Origin of the sequence: Novosphingobium sp. SG919 (assembly GCF_012932495.1) — a bacterium.
In the GTDB taxonomy this organism is placed as follows: Bacteria; Pseudomonadota; Alphaproteobacteria; order Sphingomonadales; family Sphingomonadaceae; genus Novosphingobium; species Novosphingobium rhizosphaerae.
Window position 1 is genome coordinate 154,991 of sequence record NZ_JABCNG010000001.1, and the last position, 16,544, is coordinate 171,534.

Genomic DNA, 16,544 nt, shown 5'->3' on the forward strand with positions numbered 1-16,544 from the left:
GGAAGAGGCTGGAAGCGCTCTCCGTCGGTGGAGTGGGCCAATACGGGTGAGGCCGGGGGGTGTCAACACGGGTTTTGCCATTTCGCTGTCATCTTTTTTTCCACAGCCGCACAATTTTGCCGCTGGTGGGCACCCGCGTTGATACGGAGCATTGAAGCCGGGGGCGGGCCTGTGCCAAAGGCTGGCCATGTGTATTGCGGGTTGGCGGCTGTGCCGTTTCCCGTGGCGTGACATGAACTCGGCGAAATGGACAGGCAGGCAATGAGCAACGCAAATCCAGGCAAGGCAGGCGGGCGCGATCTGGCAGACAAGCTGGTGGTGCTGGTGGGTGGCAGCGGCTTTTTCGGCAGCCATCTGGCGCAGGAACTGCTGGCGCGCGGCGCGCGCCTGCGCGTGTGCAGCCGCCATGTCGAGCGCGGCTATGCGATCAAGGCGCTGGGCAACCTGGGGCAGGTGCAGTTCCTGCGCGTGAACGTGCAGAACGAACGCTCGCTCGCCGCCGCGTTCCTGGGCGCCGATGCCGTGGTCAACCTGGTGGGTGCGTTCAAGGGTGATCTCGATGCCGTGCAGGGACGCGGCGCCGGCCGCGTGGCGGCGCTGGCCAAGGCGGCCGGTGCCCAAGCGTTCGTGCATGTTTCGGCGATCGGCGCCGATCGCACGTCGAACGTGGGCTATGCCCGCACCAAGGCCGAAGGCGAAGTGGTCGTGGCCGAGGCTTTCCCCGGCGCGGTGGTGGTGCGCCCTTCGATCCTGTTCGGCCAGGACGACACGTTCCTCAACCTTTTTGCCAAAGTGATCAGCCAGTTCCCGGTGGTGCCGGTGTTCGGGCCGGACGCGCGGCTGCAGCCGCTGTTCGTGGACGACGCCGCCTGCGCGGTGGCCACGATCCTCGACGATTTTGCCAGCCATGCCGGCAAGACTTTTGAACTGGCGGGCCCCGAAGTGCTGACCATGCTGGAAATCAACCAGCGCATTGCCGCGGCCCAAGGGCGCAAGCCGGTGCTGGTGCCGGTGGGCGATGCCGCGGCTGGCCTTTTCGCCAGCCTGCCCGGCACGCCGCTTTCGCGCGACCAGCTGGCCCTGCTCAAGGCCGGTAGTGTTGCCAGCGGCACTCTGCCTGGCCTGGCCGACCTGGGCCTGCGCGCACGGCCGCTCGGGCTGCTGCTCGACCGCTGGATGCTGCGCTATCGCAAGGCGGGGCGTTTCGGTGTGAAAAGCCTGGGGTAAGAGGCGCCATGGCCGATCCTCCCTGCTGCGTAGCGGCGGGGAGGGGTACCGCCCGCGAAGCGGGTGGTGGAGGGGGCTCTTTCCCGCGTTGCGCGAGCGTTCACCCCTCCGTCAGGCCTGCGGCCTGCCATCTCCCCATCCGGGATGGGGAGGATCTTGGCGCATCCAGGCCCCTTACGCGTTCACATCGGCATAGTGCGCGGGCGGCTGGATCACGTCCATCCGTTCGGACAGCAGCGGGCGAAAGCTTGGCCGGCTTTTGAACACGGCATACCAGTCGCGCGCCTGTTCGTGGCCGTTCCAGTCGATGCCGCCCAGGTAATCGGCCACCGAAAGCTGGGCCGCGGCCGTCAGGTCAGCCAGGCTCATCGTCGATCCCGCCAGCCAGGGCCGGTTATCGATCAGGTGGTCGATATAATAGAGATGGTCGTGCGCCAGGCGCAGTGCTTCGCGCAGGGCGCGCGAATCGGGGGACTGGCGATAGACCAGCCGCTTCTTCATCCGCTCTTCCAGCAAGGGCATGGTCACGTCGGCGAAGAAGTTTTCATCGAACAGGGCCACGAGGCGGCGAATCTCGGCGCGGTTGGTGGCCGTGCCGTTGATCATCGGGTTCTTGTCGTTGGTCTCTTCCAGGTATTCGCAGATCGCCCGGCTATCGACCAGGGTGATGCCGCGCCCTTCGTCGCGCAGCACCGGGGTGCGCACGGCAGGGTTCAGCTTCTGGAATTCTTCGCGATAATCCCAGGGATTTTCACGGATCAGTTCATAGGGGATGCCCTTTTCCGCCATGAGCAGCCGAACCTTGCGGCTGAACGGGCAAAGGGGAAACTGGTAAAGTTGCCACATGCCATCTCCATGGACGAGGGGCACGGGCCAAGTCCAGCACCCTGGCGCGCCAGCGACGTTTTTTTACGCCGGCTGGCCTGCGCTGGGCACTGGCCGCATCAATGGAACATGCGCATGCGGTCGCGCAGCACGTCGATCCCGATCTGCTCGATCGCCTTGACCGGGCAGTCGGCTTCCAGCAGCTTGGCGAGCGAGCGCTGCTTTTGCGCGATCAGGTCGATCGCCTGAAGCACGTCCATGTGCCGCGTGGCGATCTCCATGTCGGTGCACAGGCGCCCGCCCAGGTCTTCCACTTCCAGGGCCAGTTCCTCCAGCACCACGGCGATCTGCTGGTGCGTGGCATCGCGCAGGTCGGCTGCATGCTGGTCGGTTTCGGCCTGGCTGGCACTGGGCACGGGCACGGCGTCGAAAGGCACGAAGCCGTCAGCATCGACCGCTTGCACGGATTGGCCGCCGGCCGCGGCTCCACCCGGATGCGCGCCCGGATCGGGCTCGGGCCAAAGGTCGGTCGTGTCGATGGGCATCGAAAGGCTCTCCGGGACGTCGCGTCAGATGGTGTCGGATCAGGCCGCTTCAGCCATGGAATCGCTGTCGGCCAGGGCCGCCAGGTTGAGCACCATGACCATCTTGTCCTCGATCGCGGCAAGGCCATCCAGGAACGGAACCACCGTGTCGCTGCCCGAAGAGGGCGGCGGGGGCTGCATCGCCTCGTCCGGCACGGTGACGATGTCGCTGACCGAATCGACGATCCAGCCGCCGATCTGGCTGCCCAGCTGGGTGACGATGATCGCGTGGCGCGGCGTTGGCTCGGTGGCGCGCCAGCCCAGCCGCGCGGCGAGATCGACCACCGGCAGCACGGTACCGCGCAGGTTGACGACCCCGGCCACATAGTGCGGCACGCGCGGCAGGCGCGTGGTTGGCGTCCATGCGCGAATTTCGCGAATGGCCATGATATCAAGCCCGAAGACCTGGCCTTCCACTTCGAAAGTGATCAGTTCGCGGATCATTGCATGTCTCCCATCGGGGTTGCGGTGACGGTCAGTGCGAGACGCGGCGCACGGCCGCGACCAGCTTGGCTGGATCGAACGGCTTGACGATCCAGCCGGTGGCCCCCGCCGCACGGGCGCGGGCCTTTTTCTCTTCCGAGCTTTCGGTGGTCAGCACCAGGATCGGGCGGTCGCGGTGGCGGCTGCCCTCGCGCAGGCGCTCGATGAGGCCGAACCCGTCAAGCCGGGGCATGTTGATGTCGGTGATCACCACATCGACTTCATTGAGTGCCAGCCAGTCGAGCGCGGCCATGCCGTCCTCGGCCTGGGACACGTCGAAGCCTTGCGAGGTGAGTGCGTGGTTGAGCAGGGCCCGCATCGACGGGCTGTCGTCTACGGTAAGGATCCGGGTGGTATTGGTCATGCCTGGACTCGCTTTTCCATTCAGAACAGTTCGACGTCGCCGAGCGATACGGCCGGACGTGCGGTGGGTTGGACAGGGGGCGCAAGCCGGTCTTCCACAGTGCGGAGGCGGACCTGGCCCGATGCCGGGCGGAAATCGACACGCCGCGCCTGCGTTCCGCCCAGGTCCTCGCGCATCAGCGCGATCCCTTCGTTGGCCAGGAACTTGCGCGCGAACTCGGCATTGACCGAGCCGATCTTCATCATGTTGCGGTTGACGTTGGCGCCGCCATAGAGGTGGGCCTTGAGCTTGGACTTGCGGGCACCCTTGGCCAGCATCTCGTTGACCAGAAGTTCCATCAGGAAAAGGCCATAGTGTTCGTCGACTGCCGTGTCGTAGCCGGCGGGCGGCTCGGCGAGCAGGAAGTGGTTCATGCCGCCCACCCGCGCATCGGGATCGAACAGGCATGTGGCCACGCAACTGCCCAGCACGGTGGAAAATTCCACGGTGCCGTCGGCACTGGCCAGCGCCTGACCCTGCATCACCGTGACGCGTTCGAGCCCACTGGGATTGGGCAGGATGGGTTTGTGGAACATGGCTCAGGCCGCCTTGCTGAATGCGTGGCGGGCGATATGCCCGATCGGCGCCACCACTTTGGCCGCACCCAGTGAGATCGCCGCGCGCGGCATGCCAAAGACGGTGCAGGTCGCCTCGTCCTGGGCAATGGTGCGCGCGCCTTTTTGCGCCATGGCCAGCAGGCCCTTGGCCCCGTCGGACCCCATGCCGGTGAGCAGGATGCCCACGGCCTGGGCGCCGACGACTTCGGCGACGGAGGAAAACAGCACGTCCACCGAGGGCAGGTGCCCCGAAACCGGTTCGCCCCGCCGCAGCTTGGCATGCAGGTTGGTGGTGCCGCCGATGCCCAGGTGCCGATCGTCGCCCGGTGCCAGGTAGACGTTGCCCTCGCGCAGCGGCATGTCGGGTTCGGCCAGCTGGATGCGGGGCGGGCAGTTCTGGTCGAGCGTGCGCGCCACGGCCGGGGCGAAGCGTTCGTTGATGTGCTGCACGATCAGCGTGGGCGGGCAATCGGCCGGGAAATCCGACAGCAGGATCTGCAAGGCTTCCACCCCGCCGGTGGACGAACCGATCGCGATCAGGCGCGGCCGATCGGCAATCGACAGGCGTGCCTGGCTGGCGATGCGGCTGGTCGGCACGGCCGGCGCGGGGGCACCGCGCGGGGCAAACCGCACTTTGGACGCGCTGCGGATCATGTTGGCCAGGCGCCCGCTGTCTTCCAGCGTCATGCCCTGGCCCATCTCGCTCTTGGCATAGCAATCCACTGCACCCAGCGCGAGCGCGCGGGCCGTGGTATCGTTGCCCTGCTGGGTGGCGCCCGAGACGATGATCACCGGGGTGGGTCGCAGCTGCATGATCTTTTCCAGGAAATCCAGGCCGTTCATGCCGGGCATTTCCACGTCGAGCGTGACCACGTCGGGGTCCAGCTCGCGGATCATCTGCCGCCCTTCGGCGGCATTGGCGGCGGCGGCCACCACTTCGATATCGGGTTCCTTGGACAGCCGGTTCATGAGGATGGCCCGCATCGTGGGCGAATCCTCGACAATCACCACGCGGATGGTCATGCTGCCCTCCTCGAATAGATCGTTGGTCCCATGTTGGACAGCGTCTCCAGAGCCGGGCCAGTGACCCGCTCGCTATGGCCGATGTAAAGATGGCCGCCACGCACAAGCTTTTCCGCAAAGCGCGCCACGAGCCGTTCCTTGGTTGGGTTGTCGAAATAGATCATGACGTTGCGGCAGAAGATCACATCAAAGGCGCCGGCCATCGGCCAATCGCCCAGAAGGTTGAGGTGGCGGAAGCGCAGCAGGGCTTGGGCTTCCGGGGCGATCGTGGCGTCGGTGCCGTCGGGCACCGTCCAGGCCCGGCGCAGCGGCTCGGGCACGGGCTTCAAGTCTTCCTGGCGATAGCGCGCCGCCTGCGCCTTGGTGATGGCGTGGGTGGCGATGTCGCTGGCGAGGATGCGGATGTCGCGCCGCGCCAGCTTGAGCCCTTCGCCCCGGTCGGGGCCCAGGAACGTCATGACCAGCGACCAGATTTCCTCGCCGCTGGAGCAGCCGGCCGACCAGATCCGCACTTTGCCGCCGCGATCGAGTTGCTCGATCAACTGCGGGCGCACCACTTCGGCAAAGTGTTCGAAATGATGGGCTTCGCGATAGAAGAAGGTGTGGTTGGTGGTGAGCGCGCAGATCGCCTTGGTGCGTTCGGCCGCATCCTCGCGGATGCGCAGGACATAGGCGCCAAAGGTCTGGCAACCCGAATCGCGCACCAGCGGGGCCAGCCGCGAATAGACCAGCATGGCCTTGCCCGGCGGCAGCACGATGCCGGCCTCGCGATGGGCGATCTCGCTCACCGCCTTGAAGTCGGCGGCGTCGTAGACCCCCGGGCTCACGCCGGGCAGGCTCGCTTCAAAGGCGGATTGAACGCTCATGCCGCTTCGGCCAGGCCATGCGGATGCGAGAGGTCCATCTGGCCGTGTTCGGCCAGGCTGCGGGCGACCAGGCCATCGACGTCGACGATCAGCGCGACGCGGCCATCGCCCAGGATCGTGGCGCCGGCCACGCCCTCTACCGAGCGGTAGTGCGTGTCGAGGCTCTTGATCACGACCTGGCGCTGGTCGACGATCGAATCCACCAGCAGGGCCGCGCGGCCCGCGCCTTCGGTTTCCACCACGATCAGCACGCCATCCTGCGGCAGTTCGACCGCGCCATTGGCGCCCACCGCCACGTGCAGCGGCACCACGGGGATGAAGCGGCCGCGCACGTTCATCATCGCGCGGTTGGAACCCAGTCCCTTCACGTCTTCCACCGAAGGGCGCAGCGATTCCACCACGTTGGCCAGCGGCACGACCAGCGTCTGATCCCCGACGTTGACGACCATGCCATCGGAAATGGCCAGGGTGAGCGGCAGGGTCAGCGTGAACGTGGTGCCCACGCCGTGTTCGGATTCGATGGTGATGCGCCCGCCCAGGTCCTTCACGTTCTGGCGCACCACGTCCATGCCCACGCCGCGCCCGGAAATGTTGGACACGGTCTGTGCCGTGGAAAAGCCGGGAGCAAAGATCAGCAGGTCGATCTCTTCCTTGGACAGCTGCGCATCAGGGGCGACCAGGCCCTTTTCGATCGCCTTGGCCAGCACGCGCTCGCGGTTGATGCCGCGCCCGTCGTCACCGATGCGGATGAGGATGCGGCCCGAACGATGCTCGGCCGAAAGGGTGAGCGTGCCTTCCGCGCTCTTGCCCGCGGCGATGCGTTCCTCGGGCTTTTCGATGCCGTGGTCCACCGCATTGCGGATAAGGTGGGTGAGCGGTTCGCCCAGGCGTTCGATCACCGTCTTGTCGAGCTCGGTGCTTTCGCCCGAAACTTCCAGCCGCACGTGCTTGCCGGTGCTGGCAGAAAGTTCGCGCATGATGCGCGGCACGCGGCTGAACACCGAGCCGATCGGCTGGGCGCGGATGGCCATGGCGCTTTCCTGGATATCGCGCGTGAGGCCGTCGAGCACGGCGATTTCCTCGCTGGCGGCCAGGCCCTCGCTCGACAGGCGCTGGGCCATCATCGCCTGGGCGATGACCAGCTCGCCCACGGCGTCGATCAGCTTGTCGAGCTTGGACAGTTCGATGCGGATCGATTGGCCGGGAGCAGGCGGCGCGGGCGGCGCGCCGGCGGCCGAAGGGGCCGCGGCGGCGGGCGGGGGCGGGGCTGCAGCCGGGGTGGCCGCAGCGGCCGGCGCGGCCGGCGCCTCGGCAGCCGGGGCCGCCGTTGCAGGGGCTGCGGGTGCTGCCGGGGCAGGCGCGGGTGCGGGGGGCGGCGCGGCCGCGGCCGGGGCCGGCGGCGGCGCGGCCGCGGGCAGGCGCACCGCCGGCATGGCGGCATCGGCACCGATCGCGATCTCGCAATCGTCACCCACGAAATCGAAGATGTCGCGCACCGCCGCGTCGTCGACGCTGGCGGGCATGCGGAACGTCCAGCCCAGATAGCCGACGCCGGGATCGAGCGCATCGAGATGGGGCACGGCGGACACATCGCATTCCGCGCAGACGCCGCCCAGTTCGAGCACTTCGCGCAGCATCAGCATCGGTTCGCTGCCATTGCGCATGGCGCCGGCATGGGGGCGGATCTTGACGATCCACGTCGACGCGGCCTGGTCGGCCTGGTCTTCGCCGTCGTCGTCGGCCGTGCCACCACCGGCCATGGCGCCGGCAATGCTGTCGAGCATCGAATCGAAATCGAGGCCCATGTCGTCGTCGAAGCTGCTGCTGCTGGCCGGTTCGGCCGGCGCCGGCTCTGCCGCCGGGGCATGCGCGGCCGGCGCTGCGCCACCGGCGTTGGCGGCCATGGCGGCGGTGAGTTCGGCCTGGAGCGCGGCATCGTCGGGCGTCTCGCCCTGGCCGCGCGCGGCCATGACATGGTCGCTGAGCGTGTCGAGCGCGCGCAGCAGCAGGTCGATCAGCGGCTCGGTAATCGCCACGGTGCCATCGCGCACGTCAGACAGCAGCGTTTCGAACGTGTGGGTATAGGCCTGCAGCGCGATGAAGCCGAATGCCCCGGCGCCGCCCTTGATCGAGTGGACGCCGCGGAACACCGCGTTGACGGTGTCGGCATCCTGGGTGCCTTCCTTGCAGGCGGCCAGGCCCTGTTCGGCCGCAGCGAGCGATTCTTCGCACTCGGCGAAGAAGATCGCCTGGATTTCCTCGGCGTTCATGCTTGGGCTCCATCGAACAGTTCGGCTTCCAGTCCGATCTGGCGGGCCGTTTCGCGCAAGGCGGGCGAGGGATCGATCACCGCGCCATCGCCACTGCGGCGGGCGCTGACCAGCACCTGGAACATGGCCTGGCCCACGTGGGTGCAGGCCGTGCCGTCGATCTGCATCGGGCCGGCGCCCAGCGCGGCAATCAATTCGGGCAGCAGCGCTTCGGCGGCCGCCCGGTCGCAGCGCGGTGGCAGGGTGATCGTGGGCATCGCGTCGGTTTCCCCTCGATAACGCAAGGACATCTTCATCGGCCGCGGCGTGGGCGAATCGGCCATGTGCCAAGGGTTTGGCGCGGGCCGTGGCGACACGGTGGCGGGCGTTCGACAAAGGCTTAGCGGGAATGGGGAAAGGCGCGCTTTCCGCCGACTTAGGGTGAGATACCTAGGGGCGCGGATGGAATTTGCACTGGCCTGCCTCTGTAAGGAAGTTGGGCAGATGGCGCCGGGCAGTTGGCGCCCAGACGAAGGTTTCACGATCCATGCACGAAGCTCGCGTTCTTGTGGTGGACGACTCAGCGGCAATGCGCGCGCTGTTTTCGGACATCCTCGATCAGACCAAGAATGTCGTCGTCGTCGGCGCTGCCTCCAGTGCGGCCGATGCGCGCGATCGCATCGCGGATCTCAAGCCCAACGTGATCACCCTGGACGTTGAAATGCCCGGGATGAGCGGCATCGAGTTCCTGGAAGAACTGATGGGCAGCAATCCGCTGCCGGTGGTGATGCTCTCCAGCCTCACGCAGGCCGGCACCGAAACCTCGCTCAAGGCGTTCGAGCTGGGCGCGGTGGAATGCTTTCCCAAGCCCTTGAAAGCCACGCCCGAACAGTTTGCCAAGACCGTGGGCAAGCTGGGCAAGATCGTGCTGGCGGCGGCCAACAGCAACGTGCGCGACCGCTCGAAGCTGCAGGCCAAGCGCGAAGCGGCTGCTGCCGAAGCGCCCAAGTTCAGCTGGAACGGCCGCTTCGTGGCGTTCAGCGCCTCGATGGGCGGGATCGACGCCCTGACCACGATCCTGTCGGAATGGCCCGACGAATGCCCGCCCACGGTGATCTGCCTGCAAACCGAACCGATGCTGGCCGAAACCTTCATCAAGCGGCTGGATACCGATCTGGGGTGCAGCGTGAAGATCGCCCGCGATGGCGCGGCGCTGGCGCAGGGCACGATCCATATTGCCGCCGACCCCGAACGCCACGTGGTGATCGAACCGGGCCAGCCGCCCAAGATCCGCCTGATGGAGCGCGAGCCGGTGGAAGGTTCGCGGCCTTCGGCCAACCTGCTCTATGGCTCCATCGCGCGGGCCGGCATCCCCGCGGTGGGCGCCGTGCTGACCGGCATGGGCAACGACGGCGCCAAGGGCCTGAAGCTGCTGCGTGACAGCGGCATGGACACGATCGTGCAGGACCCAAAGACCGCGCTGGTGAACGAAGCGCCCGCCGCCGCGATCGACCTGGGTGCCGCAGGCCGCCAGGTTTCGCTCGACGACCTGGGAGCGGCCGTCATCGCGCTGTGCAACCAGAACTGACCGCCTTCGCGTTTTCTGGCCAATCCCCCTCCTGGCCATAGCCGGGCATGGTCCGCCCCCGGACCATGCCCGGATCTTGCCCGGCGCTGCGTGCCCCCGCAGCGCCGGGCTTTTCTGTGGGCCGCCGCGCTGCATGTGCCAAGGCCCGGGGCAGGATCGCTGCACCGGGCCTTGGCCTGTGATCGGGGGATGAGGACGAGAGGGCGAGAGGGCCGGCGGGCGATCAGTGGCCCATCATGGCCTGGCGGATTTCCAGGAAATCCTTGCGGATGGTTTCCATCTTGGCACCGTCAAAGCGCAGTGCGCTGTCGAGCACGGTGCGGCGGGCCGACTGGTAGAGCTGGATCAGCGCCGGCCCGGCCGGGCTTTCGCCATCGACACCCATCTGCAACGCGGTGAGCGCGGAAACCGCGCGGGTGAGCGCGGCGCTTTTGGCGGCGTTGTCGCCGGTGCGTTCGGCATAGATCGCGCGGCCGAGCGAGCCTGCCACCTGTTCCAGGCACAAGTCCACCAGCTGGCGCGGGTTGGCGCCGCGCACCCGCGCTTCGAAATCGACGCGGCGATAGGCTTCCCCAGGATCGCGGTGATGGCGCATGTCAGCTCGACTTGTTGTTCCACGCCGTGATCTGGTTGGTCAGGAACGTCAGCGTGGATTGGGAATCCGAAACCTTGGTGGCCAGGGTGGCATAGCGCGTGACCAGCTGGGTGCGCAGCGTTTCCTGCTTGGTCTGCAGATCGGAAAGCTGGGTGGCCAGCGTGGTCTGCTTGGTGCTGAGCGACGCGATCACCCCGCCCAGCGAGCCCGGATCGGTGGTGGACGCCACGTTACGCGAAATCTTGTCGAACGTGGCGTAGACGCCATAGACGCCGTTGGTGAACATCGCCGTGACGCCGCTGGGGCTGTTTGTCATCGTCTTGGTCAGCACGTCGGTATCGAGGGCGAACGTGCCGTCGCGGTTGATCTTGAGGCCGAGGTCACCCAGCGTTTTCGGCTGGCCAGAGGCTGCATTGGGCATGACCACCGTGCTCGACAGCGTGCTGAGCGTCTGGCGCAGCGATCGCGCGCCGGCGTTGTTGTTGAGCGAGCCGCTGTTGGCATCGGTATCCGATGTCAGCGTGCTGACCACTTCGTTCAGCGCGCTGACCAGGTCGCTCATCGCCGTCTGGATCGCGCTGGACGGATCGGAAAAGCCGATCGTGGTGGGCGCGCCGACGTTGGTGCCGGTCAGCTTGAGCGAGACGCCGGGCGCGGCGTCGGTGATGGTATTGGACGTGGACGTGCGCGACACGCCATCGAGCGAATAGATCGCATCGGTGGCCGTGGACTTGATCCGCGTGGTGTCGCTGGGCGTCCAGGCCAGGGTGGACAGCGTGGTATCGCCCGCGTCGGGCGTGGTTTCGATCTGGAAGCCGTTGGCTGCGCCGTCCGCCCCCTTGATCACCAGCTGCGCGCCCGATGCCCCGGTGGCGACATAGGCCGAAACGCCCGCGTTCGCGGCATTGATCTTTTGCGCCAGGGTGGTGAGCGTGTCGCTGCTGGTCAGCGTGATATCCACCTGGTTGCGGCTGCTGTCGGCGGTAAAGGCGCCGCTGGCCACCGTGCCGAAGCGCAGCGTGAACGTGCCCGAACCCACCGCGCTGGCCGCCGAGGCCATGGTCGGGCTAACCAGCGTTTGCCCCTTGGCCAGCTGAGTCACTTCCAAGGTGGAGGTGCCGCTGCCGCTGAACGTGCCCTTGGTCACCGTGGCCACGGCCGTGTTGGTGATGGTGGGGGTGATCGCCAGATCGCCTTCGCGCACGCGCGTGCCCAGCGACGTGGCCAGCGAGTTGAGCATCGACTTGAGCGTCGAGGCATCGGAGATCTGCGTGGCGATCTTGTTCTGCTTGGCCGTGACCGCATCGATCCGCGCGGCGAATTGCGCGGCGGAAAGCTGTTCGGCAAGGCCGGAGCTGTCGATCGTGCTGCTGCCCAGCGACGCCAGCAGCTTGGCCGTGGCGGAGGACGACGAGGTGGACGACGTGGTGGTCGATGAGGTCGTGGTCATACCGCCAAGAACGGCCGTTTGTTGAGCGGATTAAGGGGTAATCGTCTCGGGCCGTCCATCGGCATCGAAACGCAGCGACACCGGCACATTGACCATCGGGGCAGGCGGCGTTTCCCCGCGCTTGAGCGACATGACGAAGGCCAGGATTGCCGCGATCGGGCCATAGAGTTCCTCGCGGATCACCTGGCGTTCGCGCGTGGTGTAATAGACCGAGCGGGCCAGCGCCGGATATTCCAGCGTGGGCACGGAAAGTTCGGCGGCCAGTTCGCGCATCGCCAGCGCCTTTTCCCCGCGCCCCTTGGCGAGCACGATCGGGGCGGGCGCCACTTGCGGATCATAGGCCAGCGCCACGGCAAAGTGGGTGGGGTTGGTGATCACGAACTGCGCATCGCGCATCGCCTTGTTGACGCCGGCCATGGCGATCTGGCGCTGGCGGCCGCGGATGGCGGCCCTCTTTTCGGGCGACCCTTCGCTTTCCTTGGTTTCGTCGCGAATGTCCTGAAGGCTCATGCGCAGGCGCATGAAGCGGCGCACGAACTGCACCGGGAAATCGATCAGCGCGATGATCACCAGCCCTGCCGAAAGCAGCACCAGCAGCGACAGCACCGCGTCCCAGGCATAGCCGAGCTGGCCTGCCAGCGCCCCTTGCGTGATCTGCCCGCCGCCCAGCCCGACCAGCGCTGCCAGCCGCCCACGCAGCCAGATGTAGGCCAGCACCCCCAGCAGCATTACCTTGGCCAGGCCCTTGCCCAGCTCGATCAGGCCCTGCATCCCGAACATGCGGGTGAGGCCCTTGAGCGGATCGAGCCGCGAACCCTTGGGCGCCAGGTTTCCCGCGTTCCACCGACCGTTGGAAAAGGCCAGTTGCGACACCAGCGCCACGGCCATCAGCGCCACGCCGAGCAGCAGGACCGGCGGCATCACCGCGATCAGCGCGCCGGCAATCCGCTGCGCCGGATCGAAATGGTCGAGCGTATCGCGATCCCAGGCAAAGCCGCTGCGCGTGACCTGGCCCAGTTGCCCCAGCATCCACGGCCCGGCCAGCCATAGCCAGGCAACGCCCGCCAGGACGCCGGCCGCCGTGCCCAGTTCGCGCGAGCGCAGGACATCGCCATTACTGGCTGCATCGCGTTTGCGCTTTTCGGTTGGGGCGAATGTCTTTTCGCCGCTGCCTTCGCCTTCGGCCATGGCGCTATTTCACCAGCAGGGCCTGCGCCTGGCCCAGGCCGAGCGCGACGAGATCGGTCAATGCATCGGCGACCAGCGGTGCCGAGGCGACGAGCGCGCCGATCCCCGCCAGCACGCCCAGCGGCAGGCCCAGCGCAAAGATGTTGAGGCTGGGCGCCGAACGCGCCAGCACCCCGAACGTCAACTGGACGAGCAGCAGCAAGAGCACCAGCGGCAGCGCGATGGCCAGCGCCGAAACGAACATCTGCGTGCCGAACCCGGCGATCAGGCCCATGCGATCGGGCGTGAACCACCCGCCACCGGGCGGAAACGCGCGATAGCTTTCCACCAGCAGGGCAAACCATTGCAGATGCGCGCCAAGGCCCAGGAAGATCACCGTCAGCAGGACCGAGAAATACTGTCCCAGCGCGGGCGAATGCGCGCCCGAAACAGGATCGGCGGCGGTCGCGATGCTCATGCCCATGCTTGCCCCGATCAGTTCGGCGGCAATGACCGGTGCGGCAAAGGCGAATTGCAGGACAAAGCCCAGCGCCAGGCCAATCACCACTTCGTCCGCCACATCGAGCAGGCCGGGCAGCGAGAACAGCGCCGGTGGCGCGGCAATCGCCGTCCAGTTGCACAAGAGCACCGCCAGCGCGCCGGCCAGCACCACGCGCACATTGGCCGGCACTTGCTGGCTGCCGAACAGCGGCACGGCGAACAAGGCAGCGCCGCAGCGCGTCATCAGGAAGACCATGCGCCAGAATTCCGCTTCCAGCGCGCCGAACCCGAAGTTGAGCGCAATCATGGCGCCATTGCCCCCTTATTGCCCGGTAGCCGCGATCTGGGCGAACACGTCTTTCATGAAATCGCCGATCAGGCCCAGCATGGCCCCGCCCAGCAGGACCAGGATCACGGCCGTGACCGCCAGTTTGGGCACGAAGGTGAGCGTCTGCTCGTTCACCGAGGTGGCCGCCTGGATAATCCCCACGACGAGGCCCACGGCGAGGCTCGCGATCAGCACGGGGGCGGCGACCAGCGCGGTGATCCACAGCATGCGATCAGCCAGGGCGAGGAGCGATGCGGTATCGTCCATGGTCTTGCGCCCCTATCCGAAGCTCGATGCCAGGCTGCCCATCAAGAGCGCCCAGCCATCGACCAGCACGAACAGCAAGAGCTTGAACGGCAATGACACCACCGTGGGCGACATCATCATCATCCCCAGGCTCATCAGCACCGAGGACACCACCAGGTCGATCACCAGGAACGGCAGGAACAGCATGAAGCCGATCTGGAACGCGGTTTTCAGCTCGCTGGTGACGAAGGCGGGCAGCAGGATGGAAAAGGGAATGTCGCGGCTGGCGGTGAAATGCGGCGCCTTGGCCATGTCGGTGAACATCAGCAAGTCGCGCTCGCGCGTCTGGTGCACCATGAAGGCGTGGAATTCCATGCCCGCCGCCCCGATCGCCTGTTCGGCGTTGATCTGCCCGGCCGAATAGGGCTGGATCGCGATGGCATTCACCCGATCGAGCGTGGGTGCCATCACGAACAGCGAGAGGAACAGCGACAGCCCGATCAGGATCTGGTTGGGCGGCGATTGCTGCAACCCCAGCGCCGTGCGCAGGATCGAAAGCACCACCAGGATGCGCGTGAAGCTGGTCATCATCAGGATCAGCGAGGGCAGGATCGTGAGCAGCCCCATGATCAGCAGGAGCTGCAACGAGAGCGACAGGCTGCCCTGCGACTGCGCCCCGGCAATCTGGCTGAACGCGCGATCGAGCGCGCCGGGGATGGCGGTTACGCCGGGGGTGCTTTGGGCCAGGGCCGGGGACGGGAGGAAGAGGAGGGCGAGCAGGATGCTCCCCCTCCTCTTCAGAGGACGGGGCTGGGGGGTGGTGAAGGCCTGACGCGCCGGCGCAAGGGCGCGCACCACCCCCCGACCCCCTCCTCTGAAGAGGAGGGGGAGACGATCGGCCGTTTTCGTGGAAGCGGGGTGGTCGAGGTTCATCGCGCTCACGCGTCCTGCTCCCGCGCGCGCGCGGGCGCTTCGGCCAGGCGGACGAGGCCGGTCTTGGAGGTGGAGACCAGAATCTCGCGGTCGTGGAATTCGATCACCGCCAGGCGCAGGGTGGGCGAGAGCATCTGCGTTTCGATCACCTTGACGGTGCGCTGCCCGGTGGGGGTGCCGAACTTGCCTTCGAAACGCTTGGCCAGGCGCAGCGAGCCCCAGGCGAGGCCGCCGATGAGCGGCAGCACGACGAGCAGCTTGAGAATGTACCAGACCATCACGCCACGTCCTTGCGCGGGGCGTTTTCGGTGCCGGCCAGCTCCACGATGCGCAGGCCGAAGCGATCGCCCTGGGCGACCACTTCGCCGCGCGCGATCAGCTTGCCGTTGACCATCACGTCGAGCAGTTCGTCGGTCAGCCGGTCGAGCATGACGACGCTTTCCTCGCCCAGCGCCAGCACGTCCTTGAGCTTCATCTCGGTGCGGCCCAACTCGACGGTGAGGCGCACGTCGACATCCTTGAGGAAATCGAAACCGCGCGGTTGAAACGACATTGTGAGAACCCCCAAAAAGAGAAAGCTAGAAAACCTGTGAAAGCTGCACCGCCAGGCGATCATCCACCGCGCCCACGGTGCCATGGGCGATGGTTTGCCCGGCCACGCGCAAAGGCACGGCGCGCGCCACCGGCACGGGCAGGATCTGGCCCACTTCCAGCGCCGAAATGGCCGCCAGCGGCAGGCGGATATCCACCAGCACCGCGCTGAGCGGCAGCGGCACATCGGCAAATGGCTGGTCACGCGGATCGGCCGGGGCGTGTTCGCTGCTGGCGGGCGGACGCTCGCCATTGGCAAAGAGCGCAGCCAGCGTATCGTAGGGAAACGCCATTTCGATCGCCCAGGCCGGGCGGCCCGGCTCGGTGATCGAAAAGACCAGGGCCACGATGTTCTCATCGTTGCCGAAGGGCGCCAGGTGATCGATATTGCCCTCGCGGCGCAGCGGGCGGATGGCGCCGGCATCGTCCGCGCCCAGCGCTGCGGCCAGGCGCCCGGCCAGCATCGCTTCCAGGCGCTGCACCATCAGCTCGGCCGACAGTGGCAATTCGCGCGGCAATTGTTGCGGGGCAATGCCGGCGCCGCCAAAGGCGCGATCCACCAGGCGCAGCACCGCTTCGCCCGCCACCATGCCCAGGATGCGGTGCTGCCCCGGGCCGGCACCAAACAGCGTGTAGGCGCCCAGGTTGCGATGCCCCATCACCTGCATCGTGGCATAATCGGAATAGACCGTGCGTTCCGGGCGGCTGCATTCCACCGACGGCTCTTCCCCGCCCAGCAAACCGGCCAGGGCCCCTGCCAGCTCGCGTGAGAACCGTTCGGCCGTGCGCGTCAATGCCGTCACCAGGTCTGCCTGGCTCGGGCCGGGGCGCAGCAGTTGCGCGCAGTGGCGGGCCACCACGCGCTCTGCCACGAATTCCCGTTCAGGCTTCATCGTCTTCGTTCCCCATTGCCCCCAGCGGGGGATTT

Annotated in this window: 20 protein-coding genes; 2 read left to right on the forward strand and 18 right to left on the reverse strand. The window is 67.0% G+C overall.

Annotated elements, in window-relative coordinates; translation table 11 throughout:
• Positions 1-261 precede the first annotated feature (261 nt).
• Complete coding sequence (locus FHT19_RS00685) at positions 262-1,227, forward strand: complex I NDUFA9 subunit family protein (RefSeq protein ID WP_169473353.1); 966 nt, start codon at positions 262-264, stop codon at positions 1,225-1,227.
• Positions 1,228-1,401: 174 nt separating this feature from the next.
• Here FHT19_RS00685 and FHT19_RS00690 read toward each other — a convergent pair whose 3' ends face one another.
• The 9 genes from FHT19_RS00690 to FHT19_RS00730 all read right to left on the reverse strand — a co-directional run bounded on the left by FHT19_RS00690 (position 1,402) and on the right by FHT19_RS00730 (position 8,495).
• Positions 1,402-2,073 (reverse strand): glutathione S-transferase family protein, encoded by a 672-nt coding sequence (locus FHT19_RS00690; RefSeq protein ID WP_168553885.1) that lies wholly within the window; start codon positions 2,071-2,073, stop codon positions 1,402-1,404.
• A gap of 98 nt (positions 2,074-2,171) precedes the next feature.
• A complete protein-coding gene (locus FHT19_RS24355; protein WP_246865834.1) occupies positions 2,172-2,597 on the reverse strand; it encodes a hypothetical protein in 426 nt (141 codons plus the stop codon).
• 39 nt (positions 2,598-2,636) lie between these two features.
• The gene (locus FHT19_RS00700) at positions 2,637-3,080 is read right to left on the reverse strand and encodes a chemotaxis protein CheW (protein WP_168553886.1); all 444 of its coding nucleotides are present in this window, start codon (positions 3,078-3,080) and stop codon (positions 2,637-2,639) included.
• Between the two features lie 31 nt (positions 3,081-3,111).
• A complete protein-coding gene (locus tag FHT19_RS00705) occupies positions 3,112-3,483 on the reverse strand; it encodes a response regulator (protein ID WP_168553887.1) in 372 nt (123 codons plus the stop codon).
• 20 nt (positions 3,484-3,503) lie between these two features.
• Positions 3,504-4,058 carry a chemotaxis protein CheD gene (locus tag FHT19_RS00710; RefSeq protein WP_168553888.1) on the reverse strand — a complete coding sequence of 185 codons (555 nt, stop codon included), beginning with the start codon at positions 4,056-4,058 and terminating at the stop codon, positions 3,504-3,506.
• Positions 4,059-4,061: 3 nt separating this feature from the next.
• The gene (locus FHT19_RS00715; protein ID WP_168553889.1) at positions 4,062-5,102 is read right to left on the reverse strand and encodes a chemotaxis response regulator protein-glutamate methylesterase; all 1,041 of its coding nucleotides are present in this window, start codon (positions 5,100-5,102) and stop codon (positions 4,062-4,064) included.
• Entirely contained in the window at positions 5,099-5,968 is an 870-nt protein-coding gene (locus FHT19_RS00720) for a protein-glutamate O-methyltransferase CheR (RefSeq protein ID WP_168553890.1), read from the reverse strand. The genes FHT19_RS00715 and FHT19_RS00720 overlap by 4 nt, the downstream gene beginning before the upstream one ends.
• Positions 5,965-8,238, reverse strand: coding sequence for a chemotaxis protein CheA (locus FHT19_RS00725; protein ID WP_169473355.1), 2,274 nt, complete (start codon positions 8,236-8,238; stop codon positions 5,965-5,967). The genes FHT19_RS00720 and FHT19_RS00725 overlap by 4 nt, the downstream gene beginning before the upstream one ends.
• A complete protein-coding gene (locus tag FHT19_RS00730; RefSeq protein WP_168553892.1) occupies positions 8,235-8,495 on the reverse strand; it encodes an STAS domain-containing protein in 261 nt (86 codons plus the stop codon). The genes FHT19_RS00725 and FHT19_RS00730 overlap by 4 nt, the downstream gene beginning before the upstream one ends.
• Positions 8,496-8,764: 269 nt before the next feature.
• Here FHT19_RS00730 and FHT19_RS00735 point away from each other — a divergent pair, with 269 nt between their 5' ends.
• Positions 8,765-9,805 carry a chemotaxis protein CheB gene (locus FHT19_RS00735; RefSeq protein WP_169473357.1) on the forward strand — a complete coding sequence of 347 codons (1,041 nt, stop codon included), beginning with the start codon at positions 8,765-8,767 and terminating at the stop codon, positions 9,803-9,805.
• Between the two features lie 223 nt (positions 9,806-10,028).
• Here the strand turns inward: FHT19_RS00735 and FHT19_RS00740 are convergent, their stop codons facing one another.
• The 9 genes from FHT19_RS00740 to FHT19_RS00780 all read right to left on the reverse strand — a co-directional run bounded on the left by FHT19_RS00740 (position 10,029) and on the right by FHT19_RS00780 (position 16,509).
• A complete protein-coding gene (locus FHT19_RS00740) occupies positions 10,029-10,400 on the reverse strand; it encodes a flagellar protein FliS (protein ID WP_168553894.1) in 372 nt (123 codons plus the stop codon).
• Position 10,401: 1 nt separating this feature from the next.
• Positions 10,402-11,850 (reverse strand): flagellar filament capping protein FliD, encoded by a 1,449-nt coding sequence (fliD, locus tag FHT19_RS00745; RefSeq protein WP_168553895.1) that lies wholly within the window; start codon positions 11,848-11,850, stop codon positions 10,402-10,404.
• Positions 11,851-11,880: 30 nt separating this feature from the next.
• Complete coding sequence (locus FHT19_RS00750) at positions 11,881-13,038, reverse strand: flagellar type III secretion system protein FlhB (protein ID WP_169473359.1); 1,158 nt, start codon at positions 13,036-13,038, stop codon at positions 11,881-11,883.
• Positions 13,039-13,042: 4 nt separating this feature from the next.
• A complete protein-coding gene (gene fliR, locus FHT19_RS00755) occupies positions 13,043-13,825 on the reverse strand; it encodes a flagellar biosynthetic protein FliR (protein WP_169473361.1) in 783 nt (260 codons plus the stop codon).
• Between the two features lie 15 nt (positions 13,826-13,840).
• Entirely contained in the window at positions 13,841-14,113 is a 273-nt protein-coding gene (locus FHT19_RS00760; protein WP_169473363.1) for a flagellar biosynthetic protein FliQ, read from the reverse strand.
• A gap of 12 nt (positions 14,114-14,125) precedes the next feature.
• A complete protein-coding gene (gene fliP / locus FHT19_RS00765) occupies positions 14,126-14,839 on the reverse strand; it encodes a flagellar type III secretion system pore protein FliP (RefSeq protein ID WP_282435882.1) in 714 nt (237 codons plus the stop codon).
• Between the two features lie 191 nt (positions 14,840-15,030).
• Positions 15,031-15,303 carry a flagellar biosynthetic protein FliO gene (locus tag FHT19_RS00770; protein WP_168553899.1) on the reverse strand — a complete coding sequence of 91 codons (273 nt, stop codon included), beginning with the start codon at positions 15,301-15,303 and terminating at the stop codon, positions 15,031-15,033.
• Complete coding sequence (gene fliN, locus FHT19_RS00775; protein WP_169473365.1) at positions 15,303-15,578, reverse strand: flagellar motor switch protein FliN; 276 nt, start codon at positions 15,576-15,578, stop codon at positions 15,303-15,305. The genes FHT19_RS00770 and fliN overlap by 1 nt, the downstream gene beginning before the upstream one ends.
• A 25-nt stretch (positions 15,579-15,603) precedes the next feature.
• Entirely contained in the window at positions 15,604-16,509 is a 906-nt protein-coding gene (locus FHT19_RS00780; RefSeq protein ID WP_168553901.1) for a FliM/FliN family flagellar motor switch protein, read from the reverse strand.
• Positions 16,510-16,544 lie beyond the last annotated feature (35 nt).